The sequence below is a fragment of the Henriciella aquimarina genome (assembly GCF_002088975.1).
Classification (GTDB): Bacteria; Pseudomonadota; Alphaproteobacteria; order Caulobacterales; family Hyphomonadaceae; genus Henriciella; species Henriciella aquimarina.
Genome location: NZ_NCST01000017.1, coordinates 1 through 14,999, shown reverse-complemented (window position 1 = coordinate 14,999; position 14,999 = coordinate 1). Strand labels below are relative to the sequence as shown.

15 protein-coding genes are annotated in these 14,999 nt (G+C 63.0%); 5 read left to right on the top strand and 10 right to left on the bottom strand.

Translation table 11 applies throughout. From position 1 onward, the window contains the following. Positions 1 to 229: 229 nt before the first annotated feature. From greA to B8784_RS01650, 8 genes are all read right to left on the bottom strand, one after another. Positions 230 to 703, bottom strand: a complete 474-nt coding sequence (greA, locus tag B8784_RS01685) for a transcription elongation factor GreA (protein WP_084395892.1) — start codon at positions 701 to 703, stop codon at positions 230 to 232. 69 nt (positions 704 to 772) lie between these two features. After that, on the bottom strand, positions 773 to 4,051 hold the full coding sequence (gene carB, locus B8784_RS01680) for a carbamoyl-phosphate synthase large subunit (RefSeq protein WP_084395891.1): 3,279 nt from the start codon (positions 4,049 to 4,051) through the stop codon (positions 773 to 775). 171 nt (positions 4,052 to 4,222) lie between these two features. Then, positions 4,223 to 5,167 (bottom strand): acyltransferase family protein, encoded by a 945-nt coding sequence (locus B8784_RS01675; protein WP_084395890.1) that lies wholly within the window; start codon positions 5,165 to 5,167, stop codon positions 4,223 to 4,225. 41 nt (positions 5,168 to 5,208) lie between these two features. Continuing rightward, positions 5,209 to 5,538 (bottom strand): hypothetical protein, encoded by a 330-nt coding sequence (locus B8784_RS01670; RefSeq protein WP_084395889.1) that lies wholly within the window; start codon positions 5,536 to 5,538, stop codon positions 5,209 to 5,211. A gap of 234 nt (positions 5,539 to 5,772) precedes the next feature. After that, on the bottom strand, positions 5,773 to 6,111 hold the full coding sequence (locus B8784_RS01665; RefSeq protein WP_084395888.1) for a YMGG-like glycine zipper-containing protein: 339 nt from the start codon (positions 6,109 to 6,111) through the stop codon (positions 5,773 to 5,775). Positions 6,112 to 6,266: 155 nt separating this feature from the next. Beyond that, positions 6,267 to 7,466: an acyl-CoA dehydrogenase family protein gene (locus B8784_RS01660; protein WP_084395887.1), complete on the bottom strand. Its 1,200-nt coding sequence runs from the start codon at positions 7,464 to 7,466 to the stop codon at positions 6,267 to 6,269. A gap of 113 nt (positions 7,467 to 7,579) precedes the next feature. Further along, positions 7,580 to 8,317 carry an MBL fold metallo-hydrolase gene (locus B8784_RS01655; protein ID WP_084395886.1) on the bottom strand — a complete coding sequence of 246 codons (738 nt, stop codon included), beginning with the start codon at positions 8,315 to 8,317 and terminating at the stop codon, positions 7,580 to 7,582. A gap of 6 nt (positions 8,318 to 8,323) precedes the next feature. Continuing rightward, positions 8,324 to 8,857 carry a paraquat-inducible protein A gene (locus tag B8784_RS01650; protein WP_084395885.1) on the bottom strand — a complete coding sequence of 178 codons (534 nt, stop codon included), beginning with the start codon at positions 8,855 to 8,857 and terminating at the stop codon, positions 8,324 to 8,326. A gap of 109 nt (positions 8,858 to 8,966) precedes the next feature. Between B8784_RS01650 and B8784_RS01645 the strand changes: the two genes are divergently transcribed. The 3 genes from B8784_RS01645 (at position 8,967) to B8784_RS01635 (ending at position 11,039) form a co-directional block, all read left to right on the top strand. Beyond that, the gene (locus B8784_RS01645) at positions 8,967 to 9,878 is read left to right on the top strand and encodes a M48 family metallopeptidase (protein ID WP_084395884.1); all 912 of its coding nucleotides are present in this window, start codon (positions 8,967 to 8,969) and stop codon (positions 9,876 to 9,878) included. A gap of 65 nt (positions 9,879 to 9,943) precedes the next feature. Continuing rightward, positions 9,944 to 10,453: a hypothetical protein gene (locus B8784_RS01640; protein WP_084395883.1), complete on the top strand. Its 510-nt coding sequence runs from the start codon at positions 9,944 to 9,946 to the stop codon at positions 10,451 to 10,453. A gap of 160 nt (positions 10,454 to 10,613) precedes the next feature. Then, positions 10,614 to 11,039 (top strand): DUF2141 domain-containing protein, encoded by a 426-nt coding sequence (locus tag B8784_RS01635; RefSeq protein WP_084395882.1) that lies wholly within the window; start codon positions 10,614 to 10,616, stop codon positions 11,037 to 11,039. A gap of 54 nt (positions 11,040 to 11,093) precedes the next feature. Here the strand turns inward: B8784_RS01635 and B8784_RS01630 are convergent, their stop codons facing one another. Further along, complete coding sequence (locus B8784_RS01630) at positions 11,094 to 11,447, bottom strand: 2OG-Fe(II) oxygenase (RefSeq protein ID WP_084395881.1); 354 nt, start codon at positions 11,445 to 11,447, stop codon at positions 11,094 to 11,096. 305 nt (positions 11,448 to 11,752) lie between these two features. Next, positions 11,753 to 12,928: a glutamine-hydrolyzing carbamoyl-phosphate synthase small subunit gene (gene carA, locus B8784_RS01620; RefSeq protein ID WP_084395879.1), complete on the bottom strand. Its 1,176-nt coding sequence runs from the start codon at positions 12,926 to 12,928 to the stop codon at positions 11,753 to 11,755. Between the two features lie 129 nt (positions 12,929 to 13,057). On the opposite strand from carA, the gene B8784_RS01615 reads away from it, so the two are divergent. Beyond that, positions 13,058 to 13,546, top strand: a complete 489-nt coding sequence (locus B8784_RS01615) for a GatB/YqeY domain-containing protein (protein ID WP_084395878.1) — start codon at positions 13,058 to 13,060, stop codon at positions 13,544 to 13,546. A gap of 254 nt (positions 13,547 to 13,800) precedes the next feature. Next, positions 13,801 to 14,999 (top strand): DNA primase (gene dnaG, locus B8784_RS01610; protein ID WP_084395877.1); only part of this gene is annotated, 1,199 nt, incomplete at its 3' end.

Genomic DNA, 14,999 nt, shown 5'->3' with positions numbered 1-14,999 from the left:
TGCCGGCGCGACCGTCCGAAACCGCCCAGACGGACGGGCCCACTTGCGGGGCAGTCGACTTTTTCGGTGGGGACGTCGTCATGGCAGGTCGGCACGCCTCGCGATTCGTGTCTCAGGGGAGATTGCCAGTTTTTCCGGAAACTTGCACGCGATGGCCTTCATCCGGTCTGAAAAAGCAAGGCGCCGGGCCCATCCGGACCCGGCGCCTCACACGTGTCTGGAGCCGGTCTTACTTGAATTCGACAGCGGCAATTTCGTAGACGCGGGCGCCGCCCGGGGCAGCGACTTCCGCCTCGTCACCGACCGACTTGCCGATCAGAGCGCGCGCGATGGGCGATGTGATGGAGACCTTGCTCTCGGCAATGTCGGCCTCGTCCTCACCGACGATGCGGTATGTCGCTTCCTTCTCGGTGTCGGCGTCGATCAGCGTGACGGTCGCGCCGAAGACGACCTTGTCCCCCTTCAGCTTGGTCACATCGATGACTTCGGCGCGAGCAAGCTTGTCCTCGAGTTCGGCCACGCGGCCCTCGATGAAGCTCTGCTTTTCCTTCGCCGCATGATACTCGGCGTTTTCCGACAGGTCGCCATGCTCGCGTGCTTCCGCAATCGCGGCAATCACGGCGGGGCGCTCGACTGACTTCAAATGCTTCAGCTCTGCGTCGAGGGCGGCATGCCCTTCGGCGGTCATGGGTGTTCTTTGCATGTTCTGGATAACCGTCTTTGTAAACGTTTAGCGTCTGTCCAAACGCGATTGGCGTCAAGTGGTAAGCGTTCAGGCTTTCTGCAAGGGCCGCACAGTGAGATCGCGTTCACGCAGGGCCCGGATCGCCTGCACGGAGGCCCGTGAAGCGGCGAGGGTCGTATAATAGGGAATTTTCCGCGTCAACGCCATGCGCCGGATCGAGGCGGAGTCCTTGAGCGACTGGGCGCCTTCGGTCGTGTTGAAGACGAGCTGGATGCCGCCATTGATCATCCGGTCGACGATATGCGGCTGGCCTTCGATCACCTTGTTGATGCGTGCCACCGGCAGGCCCTTGCCTTCCAGGAAGGTCGCCGTGCCGCTGGTCGCGACGATGTCGAAGCCGAAGTCGACCAGCTCGCGGGCCGCGGAGACAACCGCTTCCTTGTCGCTGTCCTTAACCGAGATGAAGACCGTGCCTTCGGTCGGCAGGTGGACATCGACAGCGGTCTGCGACTTCAGGAAGGCGGCGCCGAAATTGTCATCCCAGCCCATGACCTCGCCGGTCGAGCGCATTTCCGGGCCGAGCACCGGGTCGACGCCCGGGAAGCGGGCAAACGGGAAGACGGCTTCCTTCACGGCGACGCGGCGCGGTTTGGCGTTCGACAGGTCGAAATCGGTCAGCGACGCGCCGGCCATGACCTTGGCGGCGATCTTGGCGATCGGCGCGCCGACGGCCTTGGCCACGAAGGGCACGGTCCGCGAGGCGCGCGGATTGGCTTCCAGCACGAAAATCTGGTCGTCCTTCACGGCGAACTGGATGTTGATCAGACCGCGGACTTTCAGTTCACGCGCCAGCGCGCTCGCCTGGGCGGCAAGCTCTTTCATGGTTTCGGGCGAAAGCGTGTAGGGCGGCAGGGCACAGGCACTGTCGCCGGAATGCACGCCGGCTTCCTCGATATGCTCCATGATGCCGGCGACATGCACGTTCGTCTCGTCACAGAGCGCATCGATATCGACCTCGATGGCATCGTTGAGATAGCGGTCGAGGAAAAGCGACTGGTCGCCGGAGACTTTCATCGCTTCCTTGGCGAAGGCTTTGACGTCGGCATCGTCGCGGCAGATCTCCATGGCGCGTCCACCGAGCACGAAGCTCGGCCGCAGCATCACCGGATAGCCGAGCGCGCGAGCCTTTTCGAGGGCTTCCTCTTCGGAGCGCGCCGTGGCCGAGGGGGCCTGCTGCATGTTGAGCTTGTCGAGCACGGTGGCAAAGCGCTCCCGGTCTTCGGCAAGATCGATGGAGACAGGGCTGGTGCCGAGGATCGGTATACCGGCCTCGTGCAGCGGCGTGGCGAGTTTCAGCGGCGTCTGCCCGCCGAACTGCACGATGACACCCGCCAGCTCGCCAGCGCCCTGTTCCTTGGCGATGATCTCGGTGACGTGTTCCTCGGTCAGCGGCTCGAAATAGAGCCGGTCGGAGGTGTCATAGTCGGTCGAGACCGTCTCGGGGTTGCAGTTCACCATGATCGACTCGATGCCGACCTCTTCCATGGCGAAGGCGGCGTGGCAGCAGCAATAGTCGAACTCGATGCCCTGGCCGATCCGGTTCGGGCCGCCGCCGAGGATGATCGCCTTCTTGCGGTCGGAGATATTCGCCTCGTCATCGGCGCTCTCCTGGCCGAAGGGCGGGTGTTCATAGGTCGAGTAGAGATAGGGCGTCTTCGCCTCGAACTCGGCCGCGCAGGTGTCGATGCGCTTGTAGACCGGACGCACGCCCAGCTTGTGACGGCTCACCCGGATGGATTTCTCGCTCTGGCCGGTGAGCTCGCCCAGCCGGGCATCGGAAAAGCCCATGCCCTTGAGCGTGGTCAGGTCGTGCTTGTTGTCCGGCAGGCCGTGGCGGCGGATGTCGTCCTCGGTCTCGATCAGCCCGGCCATCTGACGCAGGAACCAGCGGTCGATGCCGGTGATCTTGTAGATCTCCTCGACACTGAAGCCTTCGCGCAGGGCCTGGGCGACATGGCGCAGCCGGTCCGGCGTCGGGCGGGCGAGCGCAGAGTGCAGGGCGTCGCTGCCGGTTTCCTCGGTCTCGTTCAGGCCGGTCAGGCCCGTTTCGAGCGAGCAGAGCGCCTTCTGAAGGCTTTCCTGGAAGTTGCGGCCGATGGCCATGGCCTCGCCGACGGATTTCATCGCCGTCGTCAGAACCGGTTCGGAGCCCTTGTATTTCTCGAAGGCAAAGCGCGGAATCTTGGTGACGACATAGTCGATGGTCGGCTCGAACGAGGCCGGGGTGACGCCGGTAATGTCATTGGTCAGCTCGTCCAGCGTATAGCCGACGGCGAGCTTGGCGGCGACCTTGGCAATCGGGAAGCCGGTCGCCTTCGAGGCCAGAGCGGACGAGCGCGAGACGCGCGGGTTCATCTCGATGACGACAAGCCGGCCATTGTCCGGATTGACGGCGAACTGCACGTTCGAGCCGCCGGTTTCCACGCCGATCTCGCGCAGCACCGCAATCGAGGCGTTGCGCATCAGCTGGTATTCTTTGTCGGTCAGCGTCAGCGCCGGGGCGACGGTGATGGAGTCGCCGGTGTGAACGCCCATCGGATCGATGTTTTCGATGGAGCAGATGATGATGCAGTTGTCCGCCTTGTCGCGGACGACCTCCATCTCGAATTCCTTCCAGCCGAGCAGGCTTTCGTCGACCAGGACCTGTCCGACGGGCGAGGCGGCGAGACCGGAGCGCACGATCTCTTCATATTCCTCGACATTGTAGGCAACACCGCCGCCGGTCCCGCCGAGCGTATAGGCCGGGCGGATGATGGCGGGCAGGCCAACCTCTTCCAGCACGTCCATGGCGCGCTTCAGGCCCTCGATCCGGTCATAGCCGGTGATCTTGCCGGCCTCGTTCTTGATCTCGGGGGCGGCGACAATCGCGGCTTTCGGGTTTTCCAGGCCGATCCGGTCCATCGCTTCACGGAAGAGTTTGCGGTCTTCGGCCATCTCGATGGCGTCGGCGCGTGCGCCGATCAGCTCGACCCCGTATTTTTCCAGCGTGCCGTCGCGGTAGAGGTCGAGGGCGCAGTTGAGTGCGGTCTGGCCGCCCATGGTCGGCAGGATGGCGTCGGGTTTCTCGGCCTGGATGATCTTCTCGACGAAAGCCGGGGTGATCGGCTCGACATAGGTCGCATCCGCCAGGTCAGGATCCGTCATGATGGTGGCGGGGTTGGAGTTGACCAGGATGACCCGGAAGCCTTCCGCCTTGAGTGCCTTGAGGGCCTGAACACCGGAATAGTCGAACTCGCAGGCCTGGCCGATAATGATGGGGCCGGCCCCAATGACGAGGATGGACTTTATATCGGTGCGTTTTGGCATCGTCTTTCCTCGCTTTTCATGACCGCCAGTCAAACGCGTGCGCTATAGCGAGGAGTCGAGGGTGTCGGCAAGGTCAGTCCGCCGCAAAAACTGTATACCAATCGGATTTGTCGCAAACCGGGCCGATGCGCCGGCGCTCCCATCATGATCTTATGGGTGAGAGGAAACCGCCTATGACGCCACTGGGGGTTGTACGGACGATTTTCTTGTATGGCGCAGGATTGCAGCCTGTGCGGGCATTTCCAGCAAGACGTAAAGCCTGTCTGCCAGGGCGAGTATGAGGGGGACCATGAGCGGGAAGGGGACCCCTACGGCCGCGAGGGCCATCATCGCCGGATAATGGCAGAGATAGAGGCTGTAGCTGCGCTCACCGAGCCATTGTAGCCAGGAATGACCCAGCTGCGGGAGTTTCAGCGCCACGATCAGGACAGCGGGCCACAGGGTTATGGCGTAAAAGCTTCCAGGATTCAGTGGCCCCGGATCCAGGAAAAGTCCTGCCATAGCAAGCAGAGGGGCGAACCATATGGACGGGCGGAATTTCCAGATCAGCGTTCCGGCAAAGAAACCCACAAGGCCTCTCAGCACGCGGTCTTCCAGGTAGGGGACAACGGCGGTGAACAGCAAGGCACCGGGAACGATCACAAACGCCAGAGGCCAGAGCATCCGAAGGCGCACCGCCAGGAAGAAGACGGCGTAACAATAGACCTCAACGGAGACCGACCAGGCCGGAACGTTGAAATTACGAACAATGCCGAGCTCCTGCAGCATGACGACATTGAGCAGCGCGAAGGGAAAGGACGATGCGCTTGGCTTGGGCTCGAGGGGCGGCAGGAAGCTGAGCAGCAGGGCTGTCAGCACGAACATGGCGATGTGCAGCGGGTAAAGCCGGGCGAACCGGCGTATGGCGAATGTTCGCCCGTCCGGCATATTGGCGGAATAGAGATGGGCAAAAATATAGCCTGAAATCACAAAGAAGAGATCAACCAGGGTCCAGCCGCGTTCCGCCACCCAAGGCAGCATTGGCACGTCCAGGAAATAATTCGCGTGAAAGCCGAAGGCGACCCCAAAGGCCGCCAGTCCCCTCAATGAATCGATTTCCACTATTCGCCGTGACATGCACAGCCTATCGGCGAATATCGTTATTTTTCAATTACAAATCAGGGATAAATCGGCGTGCCGTCCATGCGCTGGACGCCGTCGATCACCGTGCAGCTTTCGAGAGACTGCGGCTCGTCGCCCTCGCAGGACACCGTGGCATCGACCATAAGGCTGGTCTGCTCGGTCGTCACCGCACAGGAAACGGCTTGCCCGCTCATCCCGGCCTTGATGCTGGTGACGGTCGAGAGCCCTTCTTCCGGAAGCAGGTCGGCGGCGAGGTCCACCGCAACAGCACAGGCCCGGTCAGCCTGCGACGGGCCGGTTTCCTGTCCGCAGGCTGCAAGGCCGAGACCTGTAACAAGCACGAGGAAGAAGCGTGAGCGGGGCATCTGTTCTGTCTCCCGAATGGTGAATGGCGGCGCACGGCGCTCTGGAAGCTTTCAGGGCCACTCTGTCGCTTTGGCGGTCACGTCAAGCACCGGCAAATGCCGGCTTGGCTGGAGGTGCCGGTCTGCCTGTCTTCCGGGCACAAATAACCCCCGCATTCGGGGACGTGAATGCGGGGGCTTTTGACCTGCCTTGGGGGAGGGGAATGGTAAGGCAGGAATTATGTACCGCCTGGATTACCAGCTGCGGGAATCGTAGGGATAACGGTCATTCGCGTCGACGACGCCGTCACCATCGCTATCCTTCTCATCAGGTTGGTCGCGAACACCGGGCGTGTCGCAGTCGGCTGCTTCCGTACAACCCTTGGCTGCGCCGGCTGCGCCACCGACAGCTGCGCCGATTGCGGCACCCTTGCCTGCGTCACCGTCGCCGGTGTTATTGCCGATCACAGCGCCTGCGGCCGCACCGAGGCCTGCGCCAACGGCGGCGTTGCGTTCTGTGTAGCCACTCTGTGTGCAAGCGGCCATGAAAAGGCCAGTCGCTGCAATTGCGCTCGTCGTGATGAGGGTCTTCATAGGGACTCTCCCTTTCTGTTTTGCGCAGGATCAACGTCATGGTCTGCGGTGGGTTCCGCCTTTTTTCCTGCTATGCAGCTGAAAAATCAGAAAGGTTTTGTGTCAGTCAGGCGATTGAAGCGTATGGCTTTTCTGACCGCCTCAGGAGCGCGCCTTCAGAGGCCCAGCACACGCTTGGCGATGATGCCGCGCTGGATCTCGTTCGTCCCGCCATAGATCGACTGCGCGCGCGTGCCGAAATAGGTGGAGACACCCGGCGCCGCGAACGCCGCGCTCGGATCATCCGCCAGCCAGCCGGGCGTGACGGAATCGGCAAAGCCGCGCACGCCGTTCAGGCCTGCCGCATCGAGATAGAGGGTGGTGATCTGCTGGGCCGCCGTGGTGGCGAGCACCTTGACGATGGAGGCTTCCTTGCCGGGCGCCCCGCCATCCTTCACCGCCGAGAGCACACGCAGCACCGTCATCTCCAGCGCGTCGACGGCCAGGTTGGCCTCGGTCAGCTTGCGGGCAAAGGCCGGGTCGTCGATCAGCCGGGAATTGCCGCCGGTCGGGACGGCCGAGGCGATCTCGCGCAGATGGGCGAGCTGTTTGCGCTTGCCGCCGATGCGGGCATACGAGGTGCGCTCATGGCCGAGCAGGTACTGGCTGTAGGTCCAGCCCTTGCCTTCCTCGCCGATGAGGTAATCGGCCGGCACGCGGACATTCTCGAAAGTGACCTGATTCAGCGCATGCTTGCCGTCAATGGTGATGATCGGCGTGACAGTGATGCCGGGCCGGTCCATCTCGGAAATGATGAAGCTGATGCCTTCCTGCTTTTTGCCGGAATTGTCGGTCCGGGCGAGGCAGAAGATCCAGTCGGCATGCTGGGCCGCCGACGTCCAGATCTTGGTGCCGTTGAGGACGTATTCATCTCCCTCGCGCACCGCGGAGAATTGCAGCGAGGCGAGGTCGGAGCCGGCTTCGGGTTCGGAATAGCCCTGTGCCCAGCCTTCGCGGCCCTCGCGGATGCCGGGCAGCCAGCGCTCTTTCTGCGCGTCGGTGCCGAAGGTGTAGAGGATGGGGCCGACATAGATGACGCCCATCGGCGTGACGGTCGGTACGCCGGCACGTTCCAGCTCCTCGTCGAAGACATATTGCTCTTCCAGCGACCAGCCTGGCCCGCCATGCTCCACCGGCCAGGCGGCTGCCAGCCAGCCCTTGTCGCCGAGGGCCTTTTCGGATTTGCGCACGTCTTCTGTCGTCAGAGACGCGCCGCGGCGGGCTTTCTCCAGAATGTCCTTCGGGAAATCATGAGCGAAGAAGGCGCGCACCTCTGCGCGGAAATCTTCGAGCTTTGGGTCTGTCGAAAGGTCCATTCGGCGAGGGTAGCGCGAGACGGCGCCCGCGTCAGCGCATGCCCCAAGGTCAAAATTGGAAACGCGTCTGCCCTCGACCTTCGGCGTCGCTCAGGATGAGGGCAGGGCGGGCCCTAGCTCCAGCGCTTGGCGAGCTTCTGGTCGATCTCGTTGGCAGTGCCTGTCGCGGCGCCGGCATAGCCGGTGAGCGCATCCGCCACGAAGGGGTTGTTCTGGCGTTCCTGGCCGAAGGTGCTCATGGCCCCATGGCCGGGGATGAAGCGCATATCGGTGCCAAGCGGCCAGAGCTTCGAGGTAATCGAGTCGATCAGCTGCTGGTGATTGCCGCGCGGAAAGTCGGTCCGCCCGATGGAGCCCTGGAACAGCACATCACCGACAAAGGCGAGATGGGCCGGCTCATTATAGATGACGACATGGCCCGGTGTATGGCCCGGGCAGTGGGCGACGCCGAACTTGACCCCGTCCAGCTCCAGCGTGTCGCCATCCTCGAGATAGCGGTCGGGCGTGACATTGCGGCCATCGGTCAGGCCATAGCGCGCGCCCTGTTCCTCGATCGTGTCGAGCAGCCACTGGTCGTCCTTGTGCGGGCCGATGATCTCGCAGCCGGTGCGCTCGCGCACTTCGGCGGCCGCGCCGGCATGGTCGAGATGGCCATGGGTCAGCCACACGCCGACAATCTTCACGCCGAACTCCTCGGCGGCGCCCATCAGCTTGTCGATATCCCCGCCGGGATCGACGAAGACGCCCTCCTTGGTCTCGATCGACCAGATGAGGGATGTGTTTTGCTGCAGCGGCGTCGTCGGGACGACGCGGATTTCGAGCTTCGGCTTGTGTTCGGCTTGGTCTGTCATGGCGTTCTATCTAGGGTCCGGTTTCCATCGTGAAAAGGAGAGCCTGAGTGTCGCAAGGTTATTCAAGACCACGCCGGCGGTAAAATAATAGAGCCCGATGCGCGGGAAGAAGCCGACATAGGCCATGGTTTGCGACAGCCCAATGAGCAGGGCGGCCAGGAAAACGTCCAGCATCGACCATTTGCCGAGCAGGTTCAGCCAATGCGCCAGGCCGGGCGAGGGCGGGGCGCCGCGCCGGAAGATGATCGCCGCCAGCAGGGACTTCGAAAGCGGGAAAACGCCGGAAAAAAGGATGACGACCACGCCCATGAAGACGAGGTCGAACTCGAACAGGGTGCGCACGACGCCCCAGAGATTGTATTCGATCTGCAGCCCGATCGTGTTCGGCTTCATGATGGAGGGCTGGGAAATCCCCATGATGATCAGGGCGGCAGAGACATAGAGCGTCCATTCCGCGAGCACATCGATGATCTTGCTCGGCAGTTTGCTGCCCTGCGGTTGGCTCTGTGCCGTCTCGTCTGTCGTTTCGGTCTCACTCATGACCGTTTGGAGCAGAAGCGGCTTGGCCGGTCGCTGTCAACGCTTCCAACCATCGCCAATCGGGTCTAGTTTCATGCCGACGTGTCTGGATTGCGCGGGAGGGACGCTTATGAAACGCGGGGCCATCATCGTCGTCGCCCTTTTCGGGCTGGCTGTTTATTACTTCTCCAATCAGGAAGTGAACCCGTTCTCCGGCGAGAGCGAGTTCAATACGATCTCGGTTGACCAGGCGAGCCAGCTTGGCGAACAGTCCTATGTGCAGATCCTGCAGCAGGCGCGCGGCAATGTGCTGTGCCTGCAGGACAATTCACCGTGTGATGCGAATGCCCGCGAGATCGTCACGACCGTGCGCGAAATCGGTGCGCGCCTGCAGGCGGCCGCCATCGGTTATGAGCAGGACCTGCGCGATGAGGGCTGGGAGTTTACCCCCGTCGCCGACGATTTTGCCTGGGCCTACAATGTCATCGAGTCCGCCCAGCCGAACGCGTTCTGCCTGCCGGGCGGCTATGTCGCCGTCTATACCGGCATTCTCGATGTAACCGGCGACAATAATGGCCTCGTCACCCCGGCCGACCTGGACGATCCCGACAAGCTCGCCGTCGTCATGGGCCATGAGATCGGCCATGCGCTCGCCCACCATGGGGCCAAGCGGATGAGCCAGGGCCAGCTTGCCCAGCTCGGCATGGCCGCTGTCGGTGTCGGCCTGAGCGACATGGATCCGAGCCAGCGCCAGATGGTGATGCAGGCCATGGGCGTGGCTGCGCAGGGCGGGCTGATGGCCTTCTCGCGCAAGCATGAGACAGAGGCCGACCGGATCGGTCTCGAACTGCTGGTGCGCGCCTGCTACGACCCGCGCGAGGCGCCGGAGCTCTGGGAGCGGATGGGCCAGCTGGGCGGCGAGCGCCCGCCGGAATGGCTGTCGACCCACCCGGCGTCTGAAACCCGCGCGGCGAATTTCCGTGAATGGATGCCGGATTATCTCCAGAAATACAGAGAGCGCTGCGGGGCCTTGCCATCCTGACGGCCTTTCCTGTGCCTTATTCGGCGGGTTAGACTGGCCCCAGTCGAGAAAGAAGGGGACGCGCCATGTGGAAAAGCCTGACAGGGGCAGCAGCGGCCATGATTGTGTGCGGGGCGGCGACTGCGCAGTCCGCGCCGGTGAAAGTGGTCGAGGGTGACCTGCCCGGCGAGGCTGAATTTGAGGCGCTGGCCGGGCTTGAAGAGCTGGAAGACCGCGATGTCGTCCTGCTCGATCTCGACATGCTGCCGCTCGCCTGGCCGGGCGTGACCGATAGCGATGGCAACTTCACCACGCCGCAGACCTGCGAGTTCGGCATGATCGAGGGCGTGGACGAGGTTTCGGTGCCGACCGGCTCCAACCACCTCCTGATGAATGTGCATCTGGGCGATCCGCAGGACCATGCTGCCAATGGCCTGTCCTGTGAGTACAGCCCGGTCTCGGGCGGCGAGGCACCGCAGGACTGGGCGCGCATGCGTTTGACGGGGTGTTATCTCGTGCGCAGCGTCTCCATTCCGACCGCGCGGCAGCTGATCCTCAGCCCGCTGCCGGCTTCCGCCTGCGGGCTCCACGACTAGGCTGAGCTGAGAGCGTGTGCGGTTCGATCGCACCTCAGTTCATTCCGTCAATCTGACACCGCTTTCGAGCGGTGTGATGTGACTTTGTTTTTCAAAGCTTGCTTGACTCTGCCCAGTAACTTTGAAATACAAAGTACATTGCAGAGAAAGGATCACCGCAATGAAACCTCATATTTTCCCGCTCGCTGCCGCCGCCATGGCGCTGTTTGCCGCGCCGGCCTTCGCGGCCCCGCTCACGGTGACGCTGACCGGCGTGCAGGATCGCGATGCGAAACTTTACGTGAGCGTTCAGACGGAAGAGCAGTTCATGAAATGGGAGGGAGTCGACGGCGAGATTGTCGAAGATCCCGAGGCCGGCACGCAAAGCTTCACCTTCGATCTGCCGGAAGGCGAATACTCTGTTTCGATCTGGCATGATCTGAACGGGAATGGCGCCTTCGATATCGGAGAGAATGGCAAGCCTGCCGAGGGTTGGGCGGTCAGCAACGGCTCGGGCCTGCGCAAGCAACCCACTTTCGACGATGCGAAGGTGAGCGTCGGAGCGGAAGGCGCTGAAATCACCGAGACGGTTCAGTACCCTGAATAAATCGCACCTGGCCTGGCCGCTCTTGCGGCCGGGCTCTCCGAGCGGCTGTCCGGGTTAGCTCAGCGGGTCGATGCGGTCCATGCCGGACTGGTTGACCCGCCACCAGCCGGCGAGGCCGAGGCGCTTCTCGTGGGTCACTTCCACTTCGTGCGGGATGGCTTCCGACAGCATCAGCATGACCCCGCCCGGCTGGGGAATGACCCGCGCGGCCGGGGGCTCATCCTCGCCGGCGCCTTCCGGCCAGACGGCCAGCGCGCCGCCGCGGGCCTCGTCCCAGTCCTCATTGAGATAGGCCACAAGAGAGACGACACGGTTTCGCGCGCCGGCAAAGCTGTCGAGGTGGCGCTCATAGAAGCCGCCCGGCGGATAGACGGCAAAGCAGACTTCCATCTCGAACAGGCCGAGCATCAGGTCCCGGTTGAGGCTTGTGCGCAGGGCTTCCGTCCAGATCTGGAAGTCGCGCTGGGCCGGGGTGGAGCCGTCGAACCAGGTGATGCGGGTGCGGCGGATGTCGCGGGCGACCTGGAAATCCTCTTCGCGGCCAATCCCGGCGGCGGCCAGGTCGGCGGCGGCGTCGCGGGCGACAAGCTCCTCGCGCAGGGCACGCGTCAGCGTTTCCGGGAGAAGCCCCGGCTGCCAGCTCCAGCCCTTGCTTGAGAGATCGTCGGCGATGGCACCCAGGCGGTTGTCGCCCGGCGCGAGACAGATGGCGTTCAGCTCTGTTGGTCCTTCATGAGGCGGGCAAACCGCTCAAAGAGATAGAAGCTGTCCTGCGGGCCGGGGCTCGCCTCCGGGTGGTGCTGGACAGAGATGATCGGCTTGCCCTTTACACGAAGGCCGGCATTGGTGCCATCGAAAAGCGATTTGTGGCTCTCCTCGACACCTTCAGGCAGCGTCTCGGCATCGACCGTAAAGCCATGATTCATGGAGACAATTTCGACCTTACCGGTCTCGAAATCCTTCACCGGATGGTTGGCGCCATGATGGCCCTGCGGCATCTTTTTCGTCTTCGCGCCCAGCGCCAGCGCGAGCAGCTGGTGGCCGAGACAGATGCCGAGCAGCGGCTTGCCGCTGTCGATGAGCTTCCTGATCGTGTCGTCGCAGCGCTTGATCGTGGCCGCCGGATCGCCGGGGCCGTTGGAGAGCACGATGCCGTCGGGATTCAGCTTCATGATCTCTTCATAAGAGGTGTCGCCGCGCACGATGGTCGCCCGCGCGCCGACATTGGCCAGGTTACGCAGGATGTTCTTCTTCACGCCATAGTCCAGCACGACGACGTGGAAGTCGGTCTGGTCATTGTCGGTAAAGCCGCTGGTGATGTCCCACAGACGCTGGGAATTGTCATAAGAGGCGTCGCCGACGACATCGAGCGCCAGATCGGCCTCTTCCAGGCCTTCCCAGGCGCGGGCGGCCTCGATCAGCGCGTCCACGTCAATTCGCCCCTCAGGGGAATTCGCGACGGCACATTTCGGCATGCCTTTCTCGCGGATGATGCGGGTCAGGGCGCGGGTGTCGACGCCGGAGACGGCGGTGATGTTCTTCTTCATCAGCCAGGCATCGAAGTGGTCCTTGGCGCGCCAGTTCGAGGGCGGGGTGATCGGTTCGCGAAAAACCGCGCCTGTCGCTGCTTTTGCTGCAGGAAGCGAGGCTTCTTCATGGTCGTCCGGATTGGCCCCGACATTGCCGATATGGGGGAAGGTGAACAGCACGACCTGACCGGCATAGGAGGGGTCTGTAAGGATTTCCTGATAGCCTGTGACCGAGGTGTTGAAGCACAGTTCGCCGACGGCAATGCCCGGCGCCCCGGAACCATAACCCAGGAAAACCGTTCCGTCCGCCAGAGCGATTGCACCCGTGGCTGGAGTCTTGTCTTGATTTCCATCGGCCATGAGCGTATCTCCTCGCGTCCTGTCAGGCGCCATTAGGGTTTCGGTCACTATAGACCGGCAATGTTGGCGCGAGATAGGCGTGCAGCGACCTAGCCGTCAAGCGGCTGGTCCATGTGAAAAGTATCGGGTATGGGACACGTAGACGTTTCTGCTTCCACCACCGTTCGCGATCGGATAATCGCTGCCCTCCATTCAGCCGAAGAGGATGACCCGCGGGGAATCCGGGCCCGCACTCTGCGTCTGGTCAAATGCGCCATGCGCGACCGCGACGTGACGGCCCGCACCAACGGCAAATGTGAAGGCTGTGAGGACAAGGAAGTCCATAAGCTCCTCGAAACGATGGTCGCCCAGCGCGAGGTGTCCGCACGCGAATATGACGAGGCCGGCCGCATCAGCGATGCCGAGCGCGAGCGTGAGGAAATGGAGATTATCCAGGCTTTCCTGCCGCGTCCGCTTGAAGGCCAGCCCCTCGAAGATGCCGTCGATTCCGTCGTGGAAGACCTCGAGGCGAGCAAGCTCAAGGATGTTGGCCGCTGCATGGCCGAGCTCCAGAGCCGCTATCCGGGCCGCATCGACACCGGCACTGCCGGCCAGGCCGTCCGCCGCGCCCTGCGCTAGGCGCTCTTTTCAGTCATTCCGACAGTTTTTTGCCCAGGCGGCTGCCTTCCGTCGCGGAACGTCCCTCTGGTTAACGCATTTTCATCACAGGCAACGGGCCTGAGCGCCCGCCCAGTGTTGCGTCTGCCATTGCGGGGACCCTGGCTGCGCCAGATCTGATTGTTCGGGCGGCAGCGAGTGAGTGGCAGACGCAAACCTGTCTTTGCCGCAATGGCTTGTAGCGCCGAACCCCTCTCTCGCGTTACACTCTGCCGATGGCCGCATCCGTCCGTATCCCCGATGGTTTTGTCGAAGAGCTGAAAGCGCGCGTGCGCCCGTCAGACGTGATCGGGCGCAAGGTTAAGCTGAAGAAGCAGGGCAAGGAGTGGGTGGGCCTCTCGCCCTTCACCAATGAGAAAAGTCCGAGCTTCTACGTCAACGACCAGAAGCGCATCTTCAAGGATTTCTCCTCCGGCATTGGCGGCGATGTCATTTCCTTCGTCATGGAAACCGAGCGGCTCTCCTTCATGGAAGCCGTCGAGAAGCTTGCCGAGGAAGTGGGTATGGAGTTGCCCAAGCCGACGGCCGCCGATGAGGAGACCTATGACCGGCGTAAGCGGCTGCAGGAATGCTGCGAGGCGGCCTGCCGGTTCTATGAGGACCGTCTGCGCGCGGCCGAGGGCACCGAAGCGCGCACCTATCTCGAAGGCCGTGGCCTCGGCGCCGGGGCCTGGGCGCGCCATCGGCTGGGCTATGCCCCCGATGACTGGCGCAAGACCATCGACCACCTGAAGGCCGAAGGCTTCGGCATCAAGGAAATCCTCGATGCTGGCCTGGCGGTCCAGAAAGAGGGCGGCGGGGAGCCTTATGACCGGTTTCGCGGGCGGGTCATCTTCCCGATCACCGACATCCGGGGGCAGGTCATCGCCTTTGGCGGGCGGGGGCTGCAGCCCGATGCGAAGCCGAAATATCTCAATTCCAACGATACCGAGCTCTTCCACAAGGGCCGGGTGCTCTATCGCTACAAGGAGGCCCGCGAGGCGTTCGGCAACACCGATGAAGGCGGCCTGATCGTCTGCGAAGGCTATATGGACGCCATCGCGCTCGCCGAGGCCGGCTTTGGCTATGCCGTCGCCCCGCTCGGCACCGCGCTGACAGAAGACCAGCTGGGCCTCCTCTGGCGGGCCGGGCCGGAGCCGGTGCTCTGTTTCGATGGCGATGCCGCCGGCCTGCGCGCCGCCTACCGTTCCATCGAGCGTGCGCTGCCGCACCTTGAGCCGGGCCGTTCGCTCTTCTTCTGCCTGCTCTCGGAGGGCATGGACCCGGACGACCTGATCCGCCAGTCCGGTCCGGAGGCGATGCGCCAGGCGCTGGATCATTCGCTGCCGCTGGTCGAGGTGCTGTGGCGGCGCGAGTGCGAGGCCGAAGCCATCGACACGCCGGAACGCCAGGCCGGGCTGGAAAACCGGCTGAT